The organism is Arthrobacter sp. 135MFCol5.1 (assembly GCF_000374865.1).
Lineage (GTDB): Bacteria > Actinomycetota > Actinomycetes > Actinomycetales > Micrococcaceae > Arthrobacter.
In genome coordinates, this window is sequence record NZ_KB895454.1 from 262,156 (window position 1) to 280,141 (window position 17,986).

Annotated in this window: 16 protein-coding genes; 3 read left to right on the forward strand and 13 right to left on the reverse strand. The window is 67.5% G+C overall.

Translation table 11 applies throughout. The features are described from left to right. Nucleotides 1–6: 6 nt before the first annotated feature. Genes C563_RS0107415 through C563_RS0107425 form a run of 3 tightly spaced genes read left to right on the forward strand, consistent with a single transcriptional unit; the run spans nucleotide 7 to nucleotide 2,887 of the window. The gene (locus tag C563_RS0107415) at nucleotides 7–876 is read left to right on the forward strand and encodes an aldo/keto reductase (protein WP_018761410.1); all 870 of its coding nucleotides are present in this window, start codon (nucleotides 7–9) and stop codon (nucleotides 874–876) included. An 8-nt stretch (nucleotides 877–884) separates the two neighbouring features. Then, the gene (locus tag C563_RS0107420) at nucleotides 885–1,814 is read left to right on the forward strand and encodes an alpha/beta fold hydrolase (RefSeq protein ID WP_018761411.1); all 930 of its coding nucleotides are present in this window, start codon (nucleotides 885–887) and stop codon (nucleotides 1,812–1,814) included. After that, entirely contained in the window at nucleotides 1,811–2,887 is a 1,077-nt protein-coding gene (locus tag C563_RS0107425; protein WP_018761412.1) for a glycosyltransferase family 4 protein, read from the forward strand. The genes C563_RS0107420 and C563_RS0107425 overlap by 4 nt, the downstream gene beginning before the upstream one ends. A 56-nt stretch (nucleotides 2,888–2,943) precedes the next feature. Here C563_RS0107425 and C563_RS0107430 read toward each other — a convergent pair whose 3' ends face one another. From C563_RS0107430 to pyrR, 13 genes are all read right to left on the reverse strand, one after another. Next, complete coding sequence (locus C563_RS0107430; RefSeq protein WP_018761413.1) at nucleotides 2,944–5,013, reverse strand: primosomal protein N'; 2,070 nt, start codon at nucleotides 5,011–5,013, stop codon at nucleotides 2,944–2,946. Between the two features lie 90 nt (nucleotides 5,014–5,103). Next, entirely contained in the window at nucleotides 5,104–6,339 is a 1,236-nt protein-coding gene (gene metK / locus C563_RS0107435; protein ID WP_018761414.1) for a methionine adenosyltransferase, read from the reverse strand. A 76-nt stretch (nucleotides 6,340–6,415) separates the two neighbouring features. Continuing rightward, entirely contained in the window at nucleotides 6,416–7,654 is a 1,239-nt protein-coding gene (gene coaBC, locus C563_RS0107440; protein WP_018761415.1) for a bifunctional phosphopantothenoylcysteine decarboxylase/phosphopantothenate--cysteine ligase CoaBC, read from the reverse strand. A gap of 38 nt (nucleotides 7,655–7,692) precedes the next feature. After that, on the reverse strand, nucleotides 7,693–7,953 hold the full coding sequence (rpoZ, locus tag C563_RS0107445) for a DNA-directed RNA polymerase subunit omega (RefSeq protein WP_026264487.1): 261 nt from the start codon (nucleotides 7,951–7,953) through the stop codon (nucleotides 7,693–7,695). Between the two features lie 16 nt (nucleotides 7,954–7,969). Next, a complete protein-coding gene (gene gmk / locus C563_RS0107450) occupies nucleotides 7,970–8,563 on the reverse strand; it encodes a guanylate kinase (RefSeq protein ID WP_018761417.1) in 594 nt (197 codons plus the stop codon). A gap of 46 nt (nucleotides 8,564–8,609) precedes the next feature. Next, a complete protein-coding gene (mihF, locus tag C563_RS0107455; protein WP_026264488.1) occupies nucleotides 8,610–8,927 on the reverse strand; it encodes an integration host factor, actinobacterial type in 318 nt (105 codons plus the stop codon). Nucleotides 8,928–9,038: 111 nt separating this feature from the next. Beyond that, nucleotides 9,039–9,899, reverse strand: a complete 861-nt coding sequence (pyrF, locus tag C563_RS0107460) for an orotidine-5'-phosphate decarboxylase (RefSeq protein ID WP_018761419.1) — start codon at nucleotides 9,897–9,899, stop codon at nucleotides 9,039–9,041. Then, the gene (gene carB / locus C563_RS0107465) at nucleotides 9,892–13,209 is read right to left on the reverse strand and encodes a carbamoyl-phosphate synthase large subunit (RefSeq protein WP_018761420.1); all 3,318 of its coding nucleotides are present in this window, start codon (nucleotides 13,207–13,209) and stop codon (nucleotides 9,892–9,894) included. The genes pyrF and carB overlap by 8 nt, the downstream gene beginning before the upstream one ends. Further along, nucleotides 13,209–14,462: a glutamine-hydrolyzing carbamoyl-phosphate synthase small subunit gene (carA, locus tag C563_RS0107470; protein ID WP_026264490.1), complete on the reverse strand. Its 1,254-nt coding sequence runs from the start codon at nucleotides 14,460–14,462 to the stop codon at nucleotides 13,209–13,211. The genes carB and carA overlap by 1 nt, the downstream gene beginning before the upstream one ends. Beyond that, nucleotides 14,443–14,961 (reverse strand): PH-like domain-containing protein, encoded by a 519-nt coding sequence (locus C563_RS0107475; protein WP_018761422.1) that lies wholly within the window; start codon nucleotides 14,959–14,961, stop codon nucleotides 14,443–14,445. The genes carA and C563_RS0107475 overlap by 20 nt, the downstream gene beginning before the upstream one ends. Next, nucleotides 14,961–16,301 carry a dihydroorotase gene (locus tag C563_RS0107480; RefSeq protein WP_018761423.1) on the reverse strand — a complete coding sequence of 447 codons (1,341 nt, stop codon included), beginning with the start codon at nucleotides 16,299–16,301 and terminating at the stop codon, nucleotides 14,961–14,963. The genes C563_RS0107475 and C563_RS0107480 overlap by 1 nt, the downstream gene beginning before the upstream one ends. Then, nucleotides 16,301–17,326 (reverse strand): aspartate carbamoyltransferase catalytic subunit, encoded by a 1,026-nt coding sequence (locus C563_RS0107485; protein WP_018761424.1) that lies wholly within the window; start codon nucleotides 17,324–17,326, stop codon nucleotides 16,301–16,303. Before C563_RS0107485 ends, C563_RS0107480 begins: the two co-directional genes overlap by 1 nt. Next, on the reverse strand, nucleotides 17,323–17,910 hold the full coding sequence (gene pyrR / locus C563_RS0107490) for a bifunctional pyr operon transcriptional regulator/uracil phosphoribosyltransferase PyrR (RefSeq protein ID WP_018761425.1): 588 nt from the start codon (nucleotides 17,908–17,910) through the stop codon (nucleotides 17,323–17,325). The genes C563_RS0107485 and pyrR overlap by 4 nt, the downstream gene beginning before the upstream one ends. Nucleotides 17,911–17,986: the final 76 nt, after the last annotated feature.

A 17,986-nucleotide genomic window follows, 5' to 3' on the forward strand; every position in this document is an offset into this window, starting at 1 on the left:
GTTTCCATGAGAACCTCACCCCGGCTCAGCCTGAACAACGGCGTGCTGATCGACCAGCTTGGCTTTGGGCTGTATAAGGTGCCGGCGGCGGACGCAGAAGGCCTGGTGGCCACGGCGCTCGCGGCAGGCTACCGCCACTTCGACACCGCGGCCATGTACGGAAACGAGACCGGCGTCGCGCGCGGCATCAGTTCCCAGCTTGGCGACGGAACCGGAAGCGGCGGGTCCGGGGAGCTGTCCCCTTCCCTGACCCGGGAGGACGTTTTCATCACCACCAAGGTATGGAACGACCATCACGGCTACGACTCCACGCTGCGTGCCTTCGACGACTCCATGGTCAACCTGGGACTGGACTACGTGGACATGTACCTGATCCATTGGCCATGCCCGCGGCGCGGGCTGTTCCCGGAAACGTACCGCGCACTGGAGACCCTCTACCGCGAAGGCCGCGTCCGCGCCATCGGCGTCAGCAACTTCCAGCCCGCCCACCTTGACCGGCTCCTGCAAAGCGCCGAAGTGGTTCCTGCCGTGAACCAGATCGAACTGCACCCCTGGCTGCAGCAGGAAGAACTGCGCAGCAAGCACGCTGACCTGGGTATCCGGACCGAAGCATGGAGCCCGCTGGGCCGCGGCCAGGTGCTTGCGGATGCGGTCATCGAAGCCTGCGCCGCCGAGCACGGCAGGACCCCGGCGCAGGTAATCCTGCGCTGGCACATGCAGCTGGGCAACATTGCCATCCCCAAGGCAAGTTCGGAGGCCCGCATCCGGGAGAACCTGGACGTCTTCGGGTTCGAGCTATCCGAACGGGACCTGGCCGCGATTACTGCGTTGGACCGCGGGCAGCGCACCGGTTCGCATCCGGACAACGTCAACTAGGCGCGGGCATGGATACCGTGAACCCGGGGACCTCCACTGCGCCGGCATACGTGAGTGCCGCACTGGCAGCGCGGACTTCGGCCGGCACCGTAACCCTCGACGGCGGCAGCGTGGCGTTCTGGACCTACGAGCCGCTGGAGGAAACACCGGAAACCCGCACCATCCTGGTGATCCACGGTTTCCGGGGCGACCATCACGGGCTCCTGCGCGTCGCGGACCAATTGCCGGACATGCGCATCATCATGCCCGACCTGCCGGGCTTTGGCAGGTCCGACGCCTTCGGGCAGGACGAGCATTCGGTGGAACGCTACGGACAGTTTGTCAGCGACTTCATGGCGGCCCGCGGGCTGGGACCGGACACCGTCCTGCTGGGCCACTCTTTCGGTTCGATCGTGGCAGCGCACTTTGTGGCCGGCCACCCCGGCGCAGTCCGTCCCCTGATCCTCATCAACCCCATTGCTGCCCCGGCGCTGGAGGGGCCCAAAGGCGTGATGACGCGGCTGGCAGTCCTGTACTACCGGCTGGCGGCAAGGCTCCCCCGCAAACCGGGGCTGGCCCTGTTGCGCAACCGGCTGATTGTGCGCGTCATGAGCGAGACCATGGCCAAGACACGCGACAAGGAACTGCGGGCATTCATCCACGGCCAGCACCACGCGTACTTCAGTTCCTTCGCCGACCGCGACAGCCTGCTGGAGTCCTTCACGGCGTCGGTCAGCAACCACGTGGCCCAGGTGGCCGGCCGGCTGGAGCTCCCCGTGCTGCTGGTGGCCGGCGAAAGGGACGAAATAGCCACGCTTCCCAGCCAGCAGCGCCTCCTGGCACTGCTGCCGGACGGGGAGCTGAAGGTGATTCCCGGCGTCGGACACCTGATCCATTACGAAACGCCGGAGCCCGCCGCCCGCCACATCCGCAGCTTCCTGAAGGATCATCCCGCGTGAAGATAGTTATCGACGCCCGCTTTACCCGCACCGACCACCATGACGGCATCAGCCGCTACGGGGCCAGCCTGATCGCCGCCACGGCGAAAATCGCAGACGTCTCCATGCTGGTCTCCGACGTCCGCCAGCTCGCCCTCCTGCCGGATGTTCCGTACACGCTGATCAACAGTCCGCTCTCACCGCTGGAGCTGTTCGTGGCCCGCAAGGTCAACGGCCTCGGCGCCGATGTGGTGGTGTGCCCCATGCAGACCATGGGCACCTGGGGCAGGAAGTACGGCCTGATCCTGACGCTGCACGACCTCATCTACTACGAGCACCCCGCTCCCCCGGGATTCCTGCCGGCCCCGGTCAGGCTGCTCTGGCGCCTCTACCACAAGGCGTTCTGGCCCCAGCGGCTGCTGCTGAACCGGGCCGACACGGTGGCCACCATCAGCCGGACCACGGAGGCGCTCATCGCCAAGTACCGCCTGACCCGCCGGCCGGTGCGCATCATCGCCAACGCCCCCCAGCCGGCCCAGGTCCACCGCACCCCGGGTGACGGCGCGGACAAGACGCTCATCTACATGGGCTCGTTCATGCCCTACAAGAATGTGGAAACCATGGTGGCCGGCATGTCCGGGCTGCCCGGCTACACCCTGCACCTGCTGAGCCGGATCAGTCCACAACGGCGCGCGGAACTCGAAGGCCTGGTGCCGGCGGGCGCCGCCGTGGTGTTCCACAACGGCGTCACCGACGAGGAGTATGACGGGCTGCTGCGGCGGGCCACCGCACTGGTAAGCCTGTCCAGGGCCGAGGGCTACGGGCTCCCCCTGGTGGAAGCCATGGCTGTGGGGACGCCGGTGATCGCCAGCGACATCCCGATCTTCCGCGAGGTGGGCGCGGACGCAGCCCTGTACGTGGACCCGGGCTCCCCCGAACAGTTCGCGCACGCGGTGGCGCAGTTGCAGGATGACGGGCATTGGCAGGACATGTCCCGGCGTTCCGTGGCGCGGGCCGCCGAATTCAGCTGGGACGAATCGGCGAGGCAACTGGTGGATGCGGCACACGAAGTGGTGGCGAACAGGCGGCGCTGAGCGCGTCTCCAGTCCGGTGACGCAGGCGAGGCAACAAGCACCGTGCTGCCAACCCGTTACAGGACGTCCACGCCGTCCAGGCGCAACTGTACCGGCTCCACGGTCCGCTTGGCGGCCGCGGCTGCCCGGGTGGCCCGCAGGACACGGACGACGGCGGCCGCCTGGCCATACGGGAAGAACAGCAGGGTCCGGACGTCCTCGGCCGAGCGCCTCCCGGACGGCGGAGCGGTCAGCACCAGCGGCGCCGGGCCTGCGGTGCGCACCGTTATTCCGGCGCTGCCGAGCCCGGCCTCCACGGCGGCCGTGAAGTGTTCGACGGCGGGTCGCGGCCCGGTGACGGATGCGATCCGGACCGCCGGGGGCAACTGGAGTTCCACCCTCAGGGCCAGCTCCCGCTGGGCATAGCCGGCAGGATCCCAACGGAGCAGGGCGCCTGTGGCAGCGGTGTCCGTGGCCGTCACCACCACCAGTCCGCCGTCCGGGGCAGGGCGCACCAGTGCCGCGGCGTTCAGCCACCGCCTGACCGTGTCCTCGCCGGCGCGGAGGGTTTCCCGCCGCAGCAGGGAGTCGCCGTCCAGGAGCAGGGCCGCTGCATAGCCGCCGGCCGCGACCGGCTCCGCCCCCACCGTGGCCACCACCAGGGCCTTTGCCTCCCCCACCCTGGCCTTTACCTGGTCACCGGAGGAGGTAACGACGGTTTTGCCGGGAAAAGCCCTCCCCAGCTCCTCCGCAGTACGCAGGACCCCGGTGGCCCCTTTCCGGAGCCGCCGGCCGCCGCAGTGGGTGCAGCTCCAGTCCGGTGCCGGCGTCGAACACCAGCGGCACTGGGGAAGCGCCGACGTGCCTGCCAGCGCCAACGGCCCCTGGCAGGTTCCGCAGCGTGCCGGCTCGCGGCACGTTTCGCAGACCAGTGACGGCGCGTAGCCGGACCTGGCCACCTGCACCAGGACAGGTCCGCGCTCCAGGCCTTCCTTGGCGGCCTGCCAGGCCGCGTGCGGAAGCCGGGCGACCGTTGCGAGCGGGTCGCGGGCCTGCTCGAAGGTGTCGGCGGTGCTGACGACCCGCGGAACGGTGGCCCGCAGGGTGTTACGCGGGGTGCTCACGGGGATGGCCCACCCGGACTCCACCAGCCGCTGGACCTCCGTGCTGCGCGAGTGCCCGGCCAGGAGGCAGGCGGCGCCTTCCTGTTCCGCCCGCAGGAGCAGAACTTCCCGGGCGTGCGGGTAGGGTGCGCGTTGCTCGATGTGGAGGTCGTCCCCGTCGTCCCAGCAGGCGACCAGGCCGAGGTCCGGTACCGGTGCGAAGGCGGCAGACCGGGTGCCGATGGCCACTTTGGCGGTGCCGGCCAGCAGGCGAAGGTAGTTGCGGTACCGGGGCGTGGGGCCGTCGTCTGCGGTGAGCCGTGCCACGGCGTCATCCGGCAGCACATCCTTGAGTGCTGCCTCGAGGCGGTCAAGGTCGCGGTAGTCCGGCACCACCAGCAGGGCGCCGCGGCCCGACGTGTAGGCGGCGGCAGCGGCTTCGGCGAGGAGGTGCGGCCACCCGGCGTGTCCGTAGCCCTGGAGCGGGTTGACCACCGCGCGCGGCGCTCCACCGGCGGCCAGGTGCCGCAGGAAGGCCGCACCGGTGCGGTAGTCCGCCCAGGCTGAGGGGCCGGCGGCGGGAGTGGTTCCGGCTTCCGCTTTCGCGTAGGCGCCCGGGTAATCCTTCTCCAGCCTGGCGACGCGGGGTGGAACGGCGAGTCGGAGGACATCGCTGACAGTACCGGCGTACCGGGCGGCGACTGCGGTGGCCAGGTCCCGGACGGCGGGCGTGAGGACCGGAACCGGTGAAACGACCTTGGCCAGGGGCACCAGGGCATGTCCGGCGTCGGACTCCGCCACCCGTTCGAGGAGGAAGCCGTTGAGGTCCTGGCCGTTGAACTTGACCTTGACCCGCACCCCGGGCCGGGCCTCCCGGTCAAGGGAGGCCGGGACGGCGTAGTCGAAAGGCCGGTCCAGGTGCGGGAGGGAGGACTCCACGAGGACCCGCGCCACCGGCAGCTGTGCTGCCATGGCTCCGGCGGACGGAGTCCGAACCGGAAATCCCTGCAGCAACGATGGCTGGACGGAACTGTCAGCAACCATGGCGGTTACCTCCGTTCAGGTACCGGGTTGGACAAGGACAGCCAAGCACCGGGCACTGACATTGGTCTTCCGGACGCCTCACGGGGACTGTCAGGCGTTGAAGAATGCCTTCAGGTCATCAACCCGGTCCAGGCGTTCCCAGGTGAAGTCAGGATCGTCGCGGCCGAAGTGCCCGTGCGCGGCGGTCTTTGCGTAGATGGGCCGCTTCAGGTCAAGGGCGTCAATGATGGCGCGCGGGCGCAGGTCGAAGATCTCGGCGATGGCGGCGCTGATCCTGGCCGGGTCCACGGTCTCGGTGCCGAACGTCTCCACGTACGTTCCCACGGGCCGGGCCTGGCCAATCGCATACGCGATCTGGATCTCGGCGCGCTTGGCCAGTCCTGCGGCCACCACGTTCTTGGCCACCCAGCGCATGGCGTAGGCAGCAGAGCGGTCCACCTTGGACGGGTCCTTGCCGGAGAAGGCGCCACCGCCGTGGCGGGCCATGCCGCCGTAGGTGTCCACAATGATTTTGCGGCCGGTGAGTCCGGCGTCCCCAACCGGTCCGCCGATAACGAACTCACCGGCAGGGTTGAGGATGTTCGCGGTGCGCGAGAGGTCCAGGTTGGCGCCGGCAAGCACAGGTTCGATCACGATGGCGGCGAGGTCCGCGCGGAGCTGCTCGAGGCTTGCGCCGTCGGCGTGCTGGCTGGAGATCACTACTGTCTCCACGGAGACGGGGACGTCTTTGTCGTAGCCGACGGTCACCTGGGTCTTGCCGTCCGGGCGGAGGTAGGCCAGCTGGCCCGTCTTGCGGACCTCGGTGAGTCGTTCGGACAGCCGGTGGGCGAGCCAGATCGGCGTCGGCATGTAGGAAGGGGTCTCGTCGCTGGCGTAGCCGAACATCAGGCCCTGGTCCCCTGCGCCCTGGAGGTCGTAATCGTCCTCCTGGCGGCCCTCGCGCGCCTCGAGTGAGTTGAACACACCGCCGGCAATGTCGTTGGACTGCTGTCCGATGGAGACGGAGACGCCGCACCGGGCGCCGTCGAAGCCGTTGGCCGAGGAATCGTAGCCGATTCCCAGGATGGTCTCACGGACGATCTGCGGGATCTCGACGTAGGCGTCGGTGGTGACTTCGCCTGCCACGTGCACCAGGCCCGTGGTGGCCATGGTTTCCACGGCCACGCGCGACTCGGGGTCGGCTGCCAGCAGCGCGTCCAGGATGGCGTCGCTGATCTGGTCGCAGATCTTGTCCGGATGGCCCTCGGTGACCGACTCGGACGTGAAGAGCCGGAGCGCGGCGGGCGTGGCCCCGTGGGCCTGGGGAAGGTGCAGCGGTAAAGTCACTCAACTACCTTACTGGTTGGTGTTGGTTGCCAGGCGGGAGATGTCCCCGTGCTAAGCAAACGTGGCCTGAAACACTTCAGGCGCGGGGCGAAACGTGGTTCAGTTCAAAGCTGATGCGCCTGACGATGGCTTCCGAAACCTCGGTTTTGGTCCCGGACGCCTCCTGTGGTTCGGAGCCGGCCCGGGAGAGGATGACCACGGCGTTGGAGTCCTGCCCAAAGACCTTGTCCATCCCCACGTGGTTGACCACCAGCAGGTCGCAGCCCTTGCGCTGCAGTTTGGCTTCGGCGTAGGCCAGGACGTCGCCCTGGCTGTCTCCCGTTTCGGCGGCGAAACCGACCACGAGCTGGCCGCTTCCGGCACGGGATGCGTTGCGCTGCTCCACGAGTTCCTGCAGGATGTCCGGGTTGCGGACCAGGGTGATCACGGGGTCGGCGGTGTCGTCCCGCTTCTTGATTTTGGTGTCCGAGACTTCTGCGGGCCGGAAATCGGCCACGGCAGCGGACATGATGATCACGTCGGAATCGGCTGCTGCAGCCAGTGCGGCCTCACGGAGCTCCAGGGCCGTCTCCACACGTTGCACCTCAACCCCTGCCGGCGCCGGGACCTCCATGTGGGCTGCCAGCAAGCGCACGGTGGCCCCGGCATTCCGCGCGGCAACGGCCAGCGCCACGCCCTGCTTGCCGGAGGACCGGTTGCCGAGGAACCTGACCGGGTCCAGGGGTTCCCGGGTTCCGCCGGCGCTGATGGTGACGGTGCGTCCCGCCAGCGGAAGCTGGTAATCGGACCGGCCCTGCACCAGCGCCATGGCGGCGTCGAAGATGGCCTGGGGTTCCGGGAGCCTGCCCGGTCCCGAGTCTGCCCCTGTCAGCCTGCCGGAGGCGGGTTCAAGGACTGCAGCACCACGCCCGCGGAGAGTTTCCACGTTGGCGCGCGTGGCGGCATGTTGCCACATCTCCGTGTGCATGGCCGGGGCAAAGAGCACCGGGCCGTGGGCCATAAGCAGCGTGTTGGTCAGGAGGTCGCCGGCCTGGCCGGTGGCTGCCTTGGCAAGGAGGTCGGCCGTGGCGGGTGCGACGACCACGAGGTCGGCCTCGTGGCCCAGCCGTACGTGGTTGACCAGGTGCACGTCATCGAAAACGCTGTTGCTGACCGGGTTCCCGGACAAAGCCTCCCAGGTGGCGGTACCGACGAACCGGGTGGACGCCTCGGTGGGGATCACCGAGACGTCATGGCCGGCTTCAGTAAAAAGCCGGAGGAGCGACGCCACCTTGTAGGCGGCAATCCCTCCCCCGACTCCGAGGACTATGCGCACGTGACCTCCGTCAACAGCAAGTCAGTTCGGCTGCAGGACTACTCTGCGGCTTCGATCGGCGTGGAAACCAGCTTGCCTTCGTTGATCTCGCGCAGGGCGATCGAGAGCGACTTCTCGTTCAGCTTGGTATCGACCAGGGGGCCGACATATTCGAACAGGCCCTCGTGCAGCTGGGCGTAGTAGGCGTTGATCTGACGAGCACGCTTGGCACCGAAGATCACCAGGCCGTACTTGGAATCCGCTACCTTCAGCAGATCGTCGATCGGCGGGTTGATGATGCCTTCAAGGTTCGTAGACACGAATTTCTCCAAATTCCTAGCGGGCTGACGGTTCCGGCAGATGTGGATGCGGGGTCAGCCCCATGAGTGAAACAAGCTCGTCCGCTGCCCGGCGGACGTCATCATTGATGACGGTGTGGTCGAACTCCGGTTCAGCAGCAAGTTCCAGTTTAGCGGTTTCCAGCCGGCGCTGCTGTTCCTCGGGGGTTTCGGTCCCCCGGCCCACCAGCCGCCGGACCATCTCGTCCCACGTCGGCGGCGCCAGGAAGACGAACTGCGCGTCCGGAACTGCCGCCTTGACCTGCCGGGCGCCCTGCAGGTCGATCTCCAGCAGGACTGAGCGGCCCTCGGCGATAGCCCGGTTCACGGTGCTCTTCAACGTGCCGTAGGTGTTCTGGCCGTGGACCACGGCCCATTCCAGCAGTTCACCGTCGGCGATGAGCTGCTCGAATTCTTCCTTGGACTTGAAGAAGTAGTGGACGCCATCCTCTTCCCCGGGCCGGGGGGCGCGGGTGGTGGCCGAGACGGAAAGCCAGACTTCGGGGTAGTTGTCCCGGATGTAGGTGGACACGGTGCCTTTGCCAACAGCCGTCGGACCTGCGAGGACTGTCAGTCCGGGTTTCTTGCTCACGTATTCCTTTTGCTGGAGGTGGGGAAGCGCAGGCGGCCGGCCTGCGCTAATGCTCGTCTATAAAATCTACCAGCGCCCGCCGCTGGTGGACGCCCAGCCCGCGGACCCGGCGGGAGGCCGCAATGCCCAACTGCTGCATGATGGCCGCGGCCCGCACCTTTCCGATGCCGGGAAGGGCTTCGAGGAGTTCGGACACCTTCATCCGGGCCAGGGCGTCGTCCTCAAGGGCTGAGCCAATGATGTCCGCCGCGGACCTGTCCCCGTTTCGAAGGCTTTCCTTGGCCGCTGCCCGGGTGGCCCTTGCCGCCGCCGCCTTGCCCAGGGCCTCGGCCCGTTCAGTCGCAGATAAAGGTCGCAGGACCATCACGGACACCCCCGGAGTCGGCGGATTTCATCCAAGGGCGGCCGCCCTTGGACCTGTCCTGAAAATACCCTTTGGTGCAGCCTGAAGCAATGCATCCGGGGAATTGGCGGACTATTGTCCCCGCAGCCCGTCCAAGGTGCGCTGGGCAGCTTCCCGCAATCCGCCCGGCCGGGGTCCCGCCGAGAGGATGTCCCGGCTGGAGGTTCCCAGGACCAGCGGGTACGCGGCGCCGAACGTGGCCCGGAGGTCGGCAGGGGTAGCTCCCTGGGCGCCAAGGCCTGGCGCCAGGATGGGGCCGCGGACTGCTGCGAGGTCCAGCTCGAGGTCCGTCAGCGCTGTGCCAACGGTGGCGCCCACCACCAGGCCCACGGACCCCAGGTTTCCTGCGTAGCGGGCGTTCTCCGCGGCTGCGGCGGTGGTGATCCTGCGCGCCACCGAATCGCTGCCGCCAACGTGCTGGACGGAGGCGCCTTCCGGGTTGGACGTCAGGGCGAGGACGAACACGCCCCGGCCTGTGTCCGCGGCAAGGTCCAGCGCCGGCCGCAAGGACTCGAACCCGAGATAGGGGCTGAGGGTGACCGAGTCCGCCGCCAGCGGGGAGCCGTCACGGAGCCACGCGTCGGCGTAGGCGGCCATGGTGGATCCGATGTCCCCGCGCTTGGCATCGGCGATGCTGAGCACCGACTGCTCGCGGGCCCCGGCCAGGACCTCTTCCAGCACGGCAATGCCGGCGGATCCATGCCGTTCGTAAAGGGCCACCTGGGGCTTCACCGCGGCAGCGAGCGGAGCCACGGCCTCGAGGACCGTCAGCGAAAACCGCCTCAGCCCGGCGGCGTCGTCGTCCAGGCCCCAGCTTTCCAGCAGCGCCGGGTGCGGGTCGATGCCTACGCAGAGCGGACCGCGGGATGCCATAGCGGCGCCCAGCCGGGAGCCAAAGGACTCCCGGCCGGCGCCCGGTACCTGCTCAGGCATGCTGCAGGGCCGCCTTCTGCTGCGACTCGGCAAGGGCGGCCGCGTGCTCCTGCAAGCTGGTGACGGACCACTCGTAGGTGCGCATGGCTTCGATGGCCTGGACGGCGGCGTTGAACTCGGCCACCGTGGTGATGCACGGAATGCCGATGGACGTGGCCGCGGCCCGGAGCTCGTAGCCGTCGCTGCGGGCTTCGCCGCCGGACGGGGTGTTGAAGACCATGTCGATCTCTCCCGCGACGATGAGGTCGGCGATGGTGCCTTCCCCTTCGGCGCTGCTGCCCTCGGCCACCTTGCGTACCGGGGTGGCCTGGATGCCGTTGCGGCGCAGGACATCGGCGGTGCCGCCGGTGGAGACGATCTCGAAACCGAGGTCCGAGAGCCGCTTGACGCCCATGATCACCGAGCGCTTGTCCCGGTCGGCCACGGACACGAAGACCTTGCCTTCGGTGGGCAGGGCGTTGTTCGCGCCCGCCTGGCTCTTGGCGAAGGCGGTGTCGAAGTGCTTGTCGATGCCCATGACTTCGCCGGTGGAACGCATCTCGGGCCCGAGCAGGGAGTCCACCACCTTGCCCTCGAGCGTCCGGAACCGGCTGAACGGCAGTACGGCTTCCTTGACGGCCACGGGCGCGTCCAGCGGGAGGGTGGATCCATCGCCGGTTTCGGGCAGCATCTTGTAGGCGCTGCGCAGCTGGTTGATGGTCACGCCGGTGCCGATCAGCGCGGCGGCCTTGGCCATCTGGACGCCGGTGGCCTTGGACACGAACGGCACGGTCCGGGAGGCGCGCGGATTGGCTTCCAGGACGTACAGGACGTCCGAGGCCAGCGCGAACTGGATGTTGATCAGTCCGCGCACGCCCACGCCCTCGGCGATGGCGCGGGTGGCCACGCGGACCCGTTCTATGACGTTGCTGCCCAGGGTGATGGGCGGCAGGACGCAGGCGGAGTCACCGGAGTGGATGCCGGCTTCCTCGATGTGTTCCATGATGCCGCCCAGGTACATGTCGGTGCCGTCGAAGAGGGCATCGACGTCGATCTCGACGGCGTCTTCCAGGAACCGGTCGATCAGGACCGGGTGGTCCGGGGTGATCTCGGTGGCGTTGGCGATGTAGCGCGAGAGGTTCGGCTCGTCGTAGACGATTTCCATGCCGCGGCCGCCCAGCACGTAGGACGGGCGGACCAGGACGGGGTAGCCAATCTCATCGGCAATCTTCTTGGCGTCCTCGAAGGAGACGGCCGTACCGTTCTTCGGCGCCACCAAGCCGGCCTTGTCCAGCACGCGGGAGAAGGCGCCACGGTGCTCGGCGAGGTCGATGGCCTCCGGTGAGGTACCCAGGATGGGCACGCCGGCGTCGGCGAGCTGCTGCGCCAGCTTCAGCGGGGTTTGGCCGCCGAGCTGGACGAACACGCCCATGACGCCGCCCGTGCGTTCCTCGGCCGCGATGACCTCGAGGACGTCCTCCAGCGTAAGGGGCTCGAAGTACAGCCGGGTGGAGACGTCGTAGTCGGTGGAGACGGTTTCCGGGTTGCAGTTGACCATGACGGTCTCATAGCCGGCCTTGCGGAGCGCCATGGACGCGTGGACGCAGGAGTAGTCGAACTCGATGCCCTGGCCGATGCGGTTGGGGCCTGAGCCGAGGATCAGGATGGACGGCTTGGAGTGCAGCGCGACCTCGTCCTCCTCGTCATAGGCCGAGTAGTGGTACGGCGTGTAGGCGGCGAATTCGGCGGCGCAGGTGTCCACGGTCTTGTAGACGGGGCGGATGCCGAGGGCCTGGCGGACGCCCCGGACCACTGCCTCAGGGTTGTGCGTGAGGGAGCCGATCTGCTCGTCCGAGAAACCGTGGCGCTTGGCGCGCTTGAGCATGTCCGCTGTCAGAGCACCGGCCTGGCGGATTTCGCGGGAGATCTCGTTGAGCAGCTGGAGCTGGTCAAGGAACCAGGGATCGATCTTGGTGGCCTCGAAAAGCTGATCCACGGTGGCGCCGCCCAGGAGGGCGCGCTGGACCTGGTGCAGGCGCTCGGTGGTGGGGCGTTTGGCCTTTTCGATGAGTTCGGCCACTTCCCATTCAGGGACGCTGCTGAAGTCCAGCTGCGAGCCCTTCTGTTCCAGGGAGCGCAGTGCCTTCTGCAGTGCTTCGGTGAAGTTGCGGCCCATCGCCATGGCCTCGCCCACCGACTTCATGGTGGTGGTAAGGGTGTTGTCCGCCGCAGGGAACTTCTCGAAGGCGAAGCGCGGCACCTTGACCACCACGTAGTCGAGGGTGGGTTCGAAGGACGCCGGGGTCTTCTGGGTGATGTCGTTGGGGATCTCGTCCAGGGTGTAGCCCAGCGAGAGCTTGGTGGCGATCTTGGCGATCGCGAAGCCGGTGGCCTTGGAAGCCAGTGCGGAGGAGCGGGAGACGCGCGGGTTCATTTCGATGACCACCACACGGCCGGTGGCGGGGTCGATGGCGAACTGGATGTTGCAGCCGCCGGTATCGACGCCCACCTCGCGGATGACGGCGATGGCGACGTCGCGCAGCTTCTGGTACTCGCGGTCAGTGAGGGTCAGCGCCGGAGCAACGGTGATGGAGTCGCCGGTGTGCACGCCCACGGGGTCGAAGTTCTCGATGGAGCAGACGACCACCACGTTGTCGTTCTTGTCCCGCATCATTTCGAGCTCGTATTCCTTCCAGCCCAGGATGCTCTCCTCGAGCAGCACCTCGCTGGTGGGGCTGTACTGCAGGCCCTGGCCGACAATGCGGCGCAGGTCGTCCTCGTTGTAGGCCAGTCCGGAGCCCAGGCCGCCCATGGTGAAGGAGGGGCGGACCACCATGGGGTAGCCCAGGTCGTCGGCTGCCGTGAGGGCTTCATCCATGCTGTGGATGATGTGGCTGCGGGCGGATTCCGCGCCGCAGCGCTCCACGACGCCCTTGAACTTTTCCCGGTCCTCGCCCAGCTCGATAGCGGCGATGTTGGCACCGATCAGCTCGACGTTGTACTTCTCCAGTACACCGTTCTTGTCCAGGGCGATGGCGGTGTTCAGCGCGGTCTGGCCGCCCAGGGTGGGCAGGACGGCGTCCGGCCGTTCCTTGGCGATGATCTTCTCCACCACCTCAGGGGTGATGGGCTCAACGTAGGTGGCGTCGGCGAACTCGGGGTCGGTCATGATGGTGGCCGGGTTGGAGTTCACGAGGATGACGCGAAGGCCCTCCTCCTTGAGGACACGCAGGGCCTGCGTGCCGGAGTAGTCGAATTCGGCGGCCTGGCCGATGACGATCGGGCCGGAACCAATGACGAGGACGCTTTTGAGGTCTGTACGTTTTGGCATTACTTCTTGTCCTCGGTCTTGTTGTCGTTGGCAGTCTTGGTTTCAGCGTCCTTGGTGTCCGCCATCAGGTCGATGAAGCGGTCGAACAGGTACGCGGCGTCGTGCGGGCCGGCGGCAGCTTCGGGGTGGTACTGCACGGAGAACGCAGGGATATCCAGGCAGGCGAGGCCTTCCACAACATCGTCGTTCAGGCTGATGTGGCTGACTTCCACCCGGCCGTACCGTGATTCCGGCGCCTGGGTGGCGCCGTCGAGCGGGGCGTCCACGGCGAAGCCATGGTTCTGGGAGGTGATTTCGACCTTCCCGGTGCGGCGGTCCATCACGGGCTGGTTGATGCCGCGGTGTCCGTAGCGGAGCTTGTACGTGCCAAAGCCCAATGCCCGGCCCAGGATCTGGTTGCCGAAGCAGATGCCGAAGTACGGCAGCTTTTCGTCCAGGACTGAGCGGAGCAGCTTGACCTGGGCGTCTGCGGTCGCTGGGTCGCCAGGGCCGTTGGACATGAAGAAACCGTCCGGGTTGACGGCCTTGACATCCTCAAGGGTGGCGGTGGCCGGCAGCACGTGGACGCGGACGCCCCGCTCGGCGAACCGTACCGGGGTCATGGCCTTGATGCCGAGGTCGATCGCCGCGATGGTGAACCGGGGTTCACCTTCCCAGCCGTGGTCCTTCGGTTCCACGACGTAGGCTTCGTCGACGCTGACCTCCTCGGCCAGGCGGGAACCTTCCATGGGCGCACTGGCCAGGACGGCGTCGAGCAGTTCCTTGTCCGTGGCCCCTGCCGCCCCGCCGGAGAAGATGCCGGCGCGCATGGTCTTGTGCTCGCGCAGGTGGCGGGTGATGGCTCGGGTGTCCACGCCCTGGATGCCGACGATGCCCTGGGCCACCAGTTCCTCGTCAAGGGAGCGCTCGGAGCGCCAGTTGGAGGGCCGGCGGGCAGCGTCCCGGACAATGTAGCCGGCCACCCAGATCCGCCGGGACTCGGCGTCCTCGGTGTTCACACCGGTGTTGCCGATGTGGGGTGCCGTCTGTACCACAAGCTGGCGGGCATAGGACGGGTCGGTAATGGTTTCCTGGTAGCCGGTCATGCCGGTGGCGAAGACGGCCTCGCCCAGGGCGGTGCCGGTGGCGCCATAGCTGGTGCCTCGGAAAATGCGGCCGTCTTCGAGAACCAGCGCAGCGGGGGCTGACACAGGAGCGGAGGTGGTTGCTGTCAATGTATTCGCTTTCACTGTCTTACTTTCCACTGGTGGCACCAGCCGCTGGGGCTGACGAAATCAATTCCTGAAGGGCCTGGTAAAGCACTTCTTTGTCGGCGGCGCGGCGGGTCCGGAAGCCGGTGTCAAGCTCATGCGCGCCGAGCATCCAGGCCAGCACGAGCAAGCCGTCTTTCTCGACGAACTTCCCGGCCATGCCGCTGTCCTGCCGGACACCTGTCAGGGAAGCGGCAGGGATGTAGAGCGCCGGCGCTCCGGCCCGTTCGTAGAGGACGCCGTGCGGGTAGACCGCGAGGGTTGCGTTGGTGCGGATCCCGAGGCCGTGGACGGCGATCCGGTCGAGCCAGTCACCGGCGGTGGTGGTGGCAACGTACTGCCCTTCGGCGACGGCGGCGGGTTCACCGGGTGCCGCAGGCACCTCGGGCAGCTGTTCGACGTCGGCCTGGCGCCTGAGCCGGTTGCGCCAGCCGATGCCCAGGAGGACAAAGACGACGGCGACGACCGCCAGCATGGCAAGTCCGGGGAGGATTTTGTCCATCAGGCAACGCCCGCCGTGGTGGCTGCGGCGTCGGGGTGGGGCGTGTTCAGTGCACCCTCGAGCACCGTGGGGTGTCCCTTGTAGAAGGTGGCCACCACCTTGCCCGGCAGTTCCCGGCCCTTGAACGGCGAGTTGCGGCCCATGGTGGCCATCGTGGACGGATCGACGGTCCAGCGGGCTGCCGGGTCCACCAAAATGAGGTTGGCGGGCTCACCGGCTTCGATGGGCCGTCCCTGGTCGGACAGCCGCCCGATCTTCGCCGCGGCCGTGGAGGTGACGCGGGCGAAGTCCGCCCACGTCATCAGTCCGGTTTCGATCATGGCGTGCTGCACGACTGAGAGGGCCGTTTCAAGTCCGGTCATGCCCATGGCGGCCTGCGCCCATTCACATTCCTTGTGCTCGCTGGGGTGCGGTGCATGGTCGGTACCCACAACGTCGATCGTGCCGTCTGCGAGCCCGGCACGCAATGCCTGGACGTCGGCATCGGTGCGCAGCGGCGGGTTGACCTTGAAGACGGGGTCGTAGCTGCGCACGAGGTCATCGGTCAGCAGCAGGTGGTGCGGGGTCACCTCGGCGGTGACGTCGATGCCCCGTTCCTTGGCCCAGCGGATGATTTCCACGGAGCCTGCCGTGGATACGTGGCAGACGTGCAGCCGCGAGCCGACATGCTGGGCCAGCAGGACGTCGCGGGCGATGATGCTTTCCTCGGCGACGGCAGGCCAGCCGGTCAGGCCGAGAACCGCGGAGACGTCGCCCTCGTTCATCTGTGCCCCGGCGGTGAGGCGGGGTTCCTGCGCGTGCTGGGCCACGACGCCGTCGAACGCCTTGACGTATTCCAGCGCCCGGCGCATCAGGACGGGATCGTGGACGCAGATGCCGTCGTCGGAGAACATCCGGACCCGGGCGCGGGAGTCGGCCATGGCGCCAAGTTCCGCCAGCTGCTCCCCCGCCAGTCCGACCGTGACGGCCCCGACCGGACGCACGTCCACCCAGCCTGCGGCCCGGCCCAGGGTGTAGACCTGCTCGACGACGCCGGCGGTGTCGGCGACGGGGGTGCTGTTGGCCATGGCATGGACAGCCGTGTAACCACCCAAGGCCGCTGCGCGGGTTCCGGTTTCGACGGTTTCGGCGTCCTCGCGGCCGGGTTCGCGCAGGTGGGTGTGGACATCCACCATGCCGGGCAACGCCACGCAGCCGGCGGCGTCGATCACCGTGGCTCCGCCGGCATCCAGGCCGTGGCCGATCTCGGCGATGATGCCGTCACGGATCAGCACGTCCGAGGCTTCGCCGCCCAGGATGGAGGCGCCCTTGATGAGGTAGGTTCCGGTGGTGGTCGTCATCAGATGCTCTCCTTGATGGGCGCGGCGGTGGTGTAGGCCGGGGCCCGGGTTGCGGCTGGTTCGCGGGAATCCCCGGAGAGCAGCAGGTACAGTGCGGCCATCCGAACGGACACGCCGTTGCGGACCTGTGCCAGGACGGTGGACCGGGGTGAGTCGGCTGCGGCGGCGCTGATTTCCAGGCCCCGGTTCATGGGACCTGGGTGCATGATGATGGTGTCTGTCATGCCGAGGTCGTCCAGGGCGCGGAGCCGGTTGTCGTCGAAGCCCCAGCGGCGGGAGTATTCCCTGGTACTGGGGAAGAACGAGGCGTTCATGCGTTCGCCCTGGACCCGGAGCATCATGACGGCGTCCACGCCGTTTGCCAGGGTTTGGTCGAGGTCATAGCTGACACTGCAGGGCCATTGTTCGACGCCGACCGGCAGCAGGGTGGGTGGCGCCACCAAGGTGACCTCCGCGCCCAGGGTCCGGAGCAACCAGACGTTGGACCGTGCCACGCGTGAGTGCAGGACATCGCCGACGATCGCGACGCGCAGGCCTTTGAGGTCTGTTCCCTCCGACGCCGTTCCGGCCAGCCGCGCCCAGTGCCGGCGCATGGTGAAGGCGTCCAGGAGGGCCTGGGTGGGGTGTTCGTGGGTGCCGTCACCGGCGTTGATGACGCCGGCGTCGATCCAGTCCGTTGCGGCGAGCCGATGCGGCGCGCCGGAAGCCCAGTGGCGGATGACGACGGCGTCGGCCCCCATGGCGGACAGCGTCTGGGCGGTGTCCTTGAGGGATTCTCCCTTGGATACCGAGGACCCCTTCGCGGCGAAGTTGATCACATCGGCAGAGAGCCGCTTGGCTGCGGCTTCAAAGGAGATCCGGGTCCGGGTGGAGTCCTCGAAGAAAAGGTTGACCACCGTGCGTCCGCGCAGGGCCGGGAGTTTCTTGACCTCCCGCTCGCCCACGGCAGACATTTCCTCGGCGGTGTCCAGGATGCGGATGGCATTTTCAAGGCTGAGGTCCTGGGTGGACAGGAGGTGTTTCATGCGCCGCCCTCGATCACGACTTCGTTGACCGGTGATCCGCCTTGGGGTGTGTCGGTCTCCTCGAGCCGGACCCGTACCTTTTCGGCGGAGGAGGTGGGCAGGTTTTTGCCCACATGGTCAGCACGGATGGGAAGTTCGCGGTGGCCCCGGTCGATCAGGACGGCCAACCGGACGATGCGCGGGCGGCCGAGGTCAACGAGGGCGTCCAGAGCGGCGCGGATGGTGCGTCCCGAGTACAGGACGTCGTCAATCAGCACCACTACCTTGTTGTCGATCCCCGTCCGGGGCAGTTTGGTGGGGTACGGCGGCCGGGTCCCCTGGTGGGAAAGATCGTCGCGGAACATGGTGACGTCAAGCTGGCCCACGATGGCGGCGGCGTCCACGGTGGCGTCGGCAGCCGCGATTTTTTCGGCCAGCCGGACAGCCAGCGGGTATCCGCGGCGGGGAATGCCCAGCAGGACCAAGTCCCGGGATCCCTTGTTGGCTTCGAGGATCTCGTGGGCGATACGAGTGAGTGCCCGGTCGATGTCCGCCTGGCTGAGGACAACCCTGGCTGGAACCGGTGCGCTGGTGACAGAAGTCAACGCTCGTCTCCCCTTTCCCCGCCTCACAGGACGGAATTAAAAAAGGAACATTTGCTGTTCAAAATTACCACATCGC

Bases quoted from the DNA above. Each gene is read 5' to 3' on its own strand.
- C563_RS0107415 (WP_018761410.1), top strand. From the start codon at position 7: ATGAGAACCTCACCCCGGCTCAGCCTGAACAACGGCGTGCTGATCGAC.
- C563_RS0107420 (WP_018761411.1), top strand. From the start codon at position 885: ATGGATACCGTGAACCCGGGGACCTCCACTGCGCCGGCATACGTGAGT.
- C563_RS0107430 (WP_018761413.1), bottom strand. From the start codon at position 5,013: ATGGTTGCTGACAGTTCCGTCCAGCCATCGTTGCTGCAGGGATTTCCG.
- mihF (WP_026264488.1), bottom strand. From the start codon at position 8,927: ATGGTCCTGCGACCTTTATCTGCGACTGAACGGGCCGAGGCCCTGGGC.
- pyrF (WP_018761419.1), bottom strand. From the start codon at position 9,899: ATGCCTGAGCAGGTACCGGGCGCCGGCCGGGAGTCCTTTGGCTCCCGG.
- carB (WP_018761420.1), bottom strand. From the start codon at position 13,209: ATGCCAAAACGTACAGACCTCAAAAGCGTCCTCGTCATTGGTTCCGGC.
- C563_RS0107475 (WP_018761422.1), bottom strand. From the start codon at position 14,961: ATGGACAAAATCCTCCCCGGACTTGCCATGCTGGCGGTCGTCGCCGTC.
- C563_RS0107480 (WP_018761423.1), bottom strand. From the start codon at position 16,301: ATGACGACCACCACCGGAACCTACCTCATCAAGGGCGCCTCCATCCTG.
- C563_RS0107485 (WP_018761424.1), bottom strand. From the start codon at position 17,326: ATGAAACACCTCCTGTCCACCCAGGACCTCAGCCTTGAAAATGCCATC.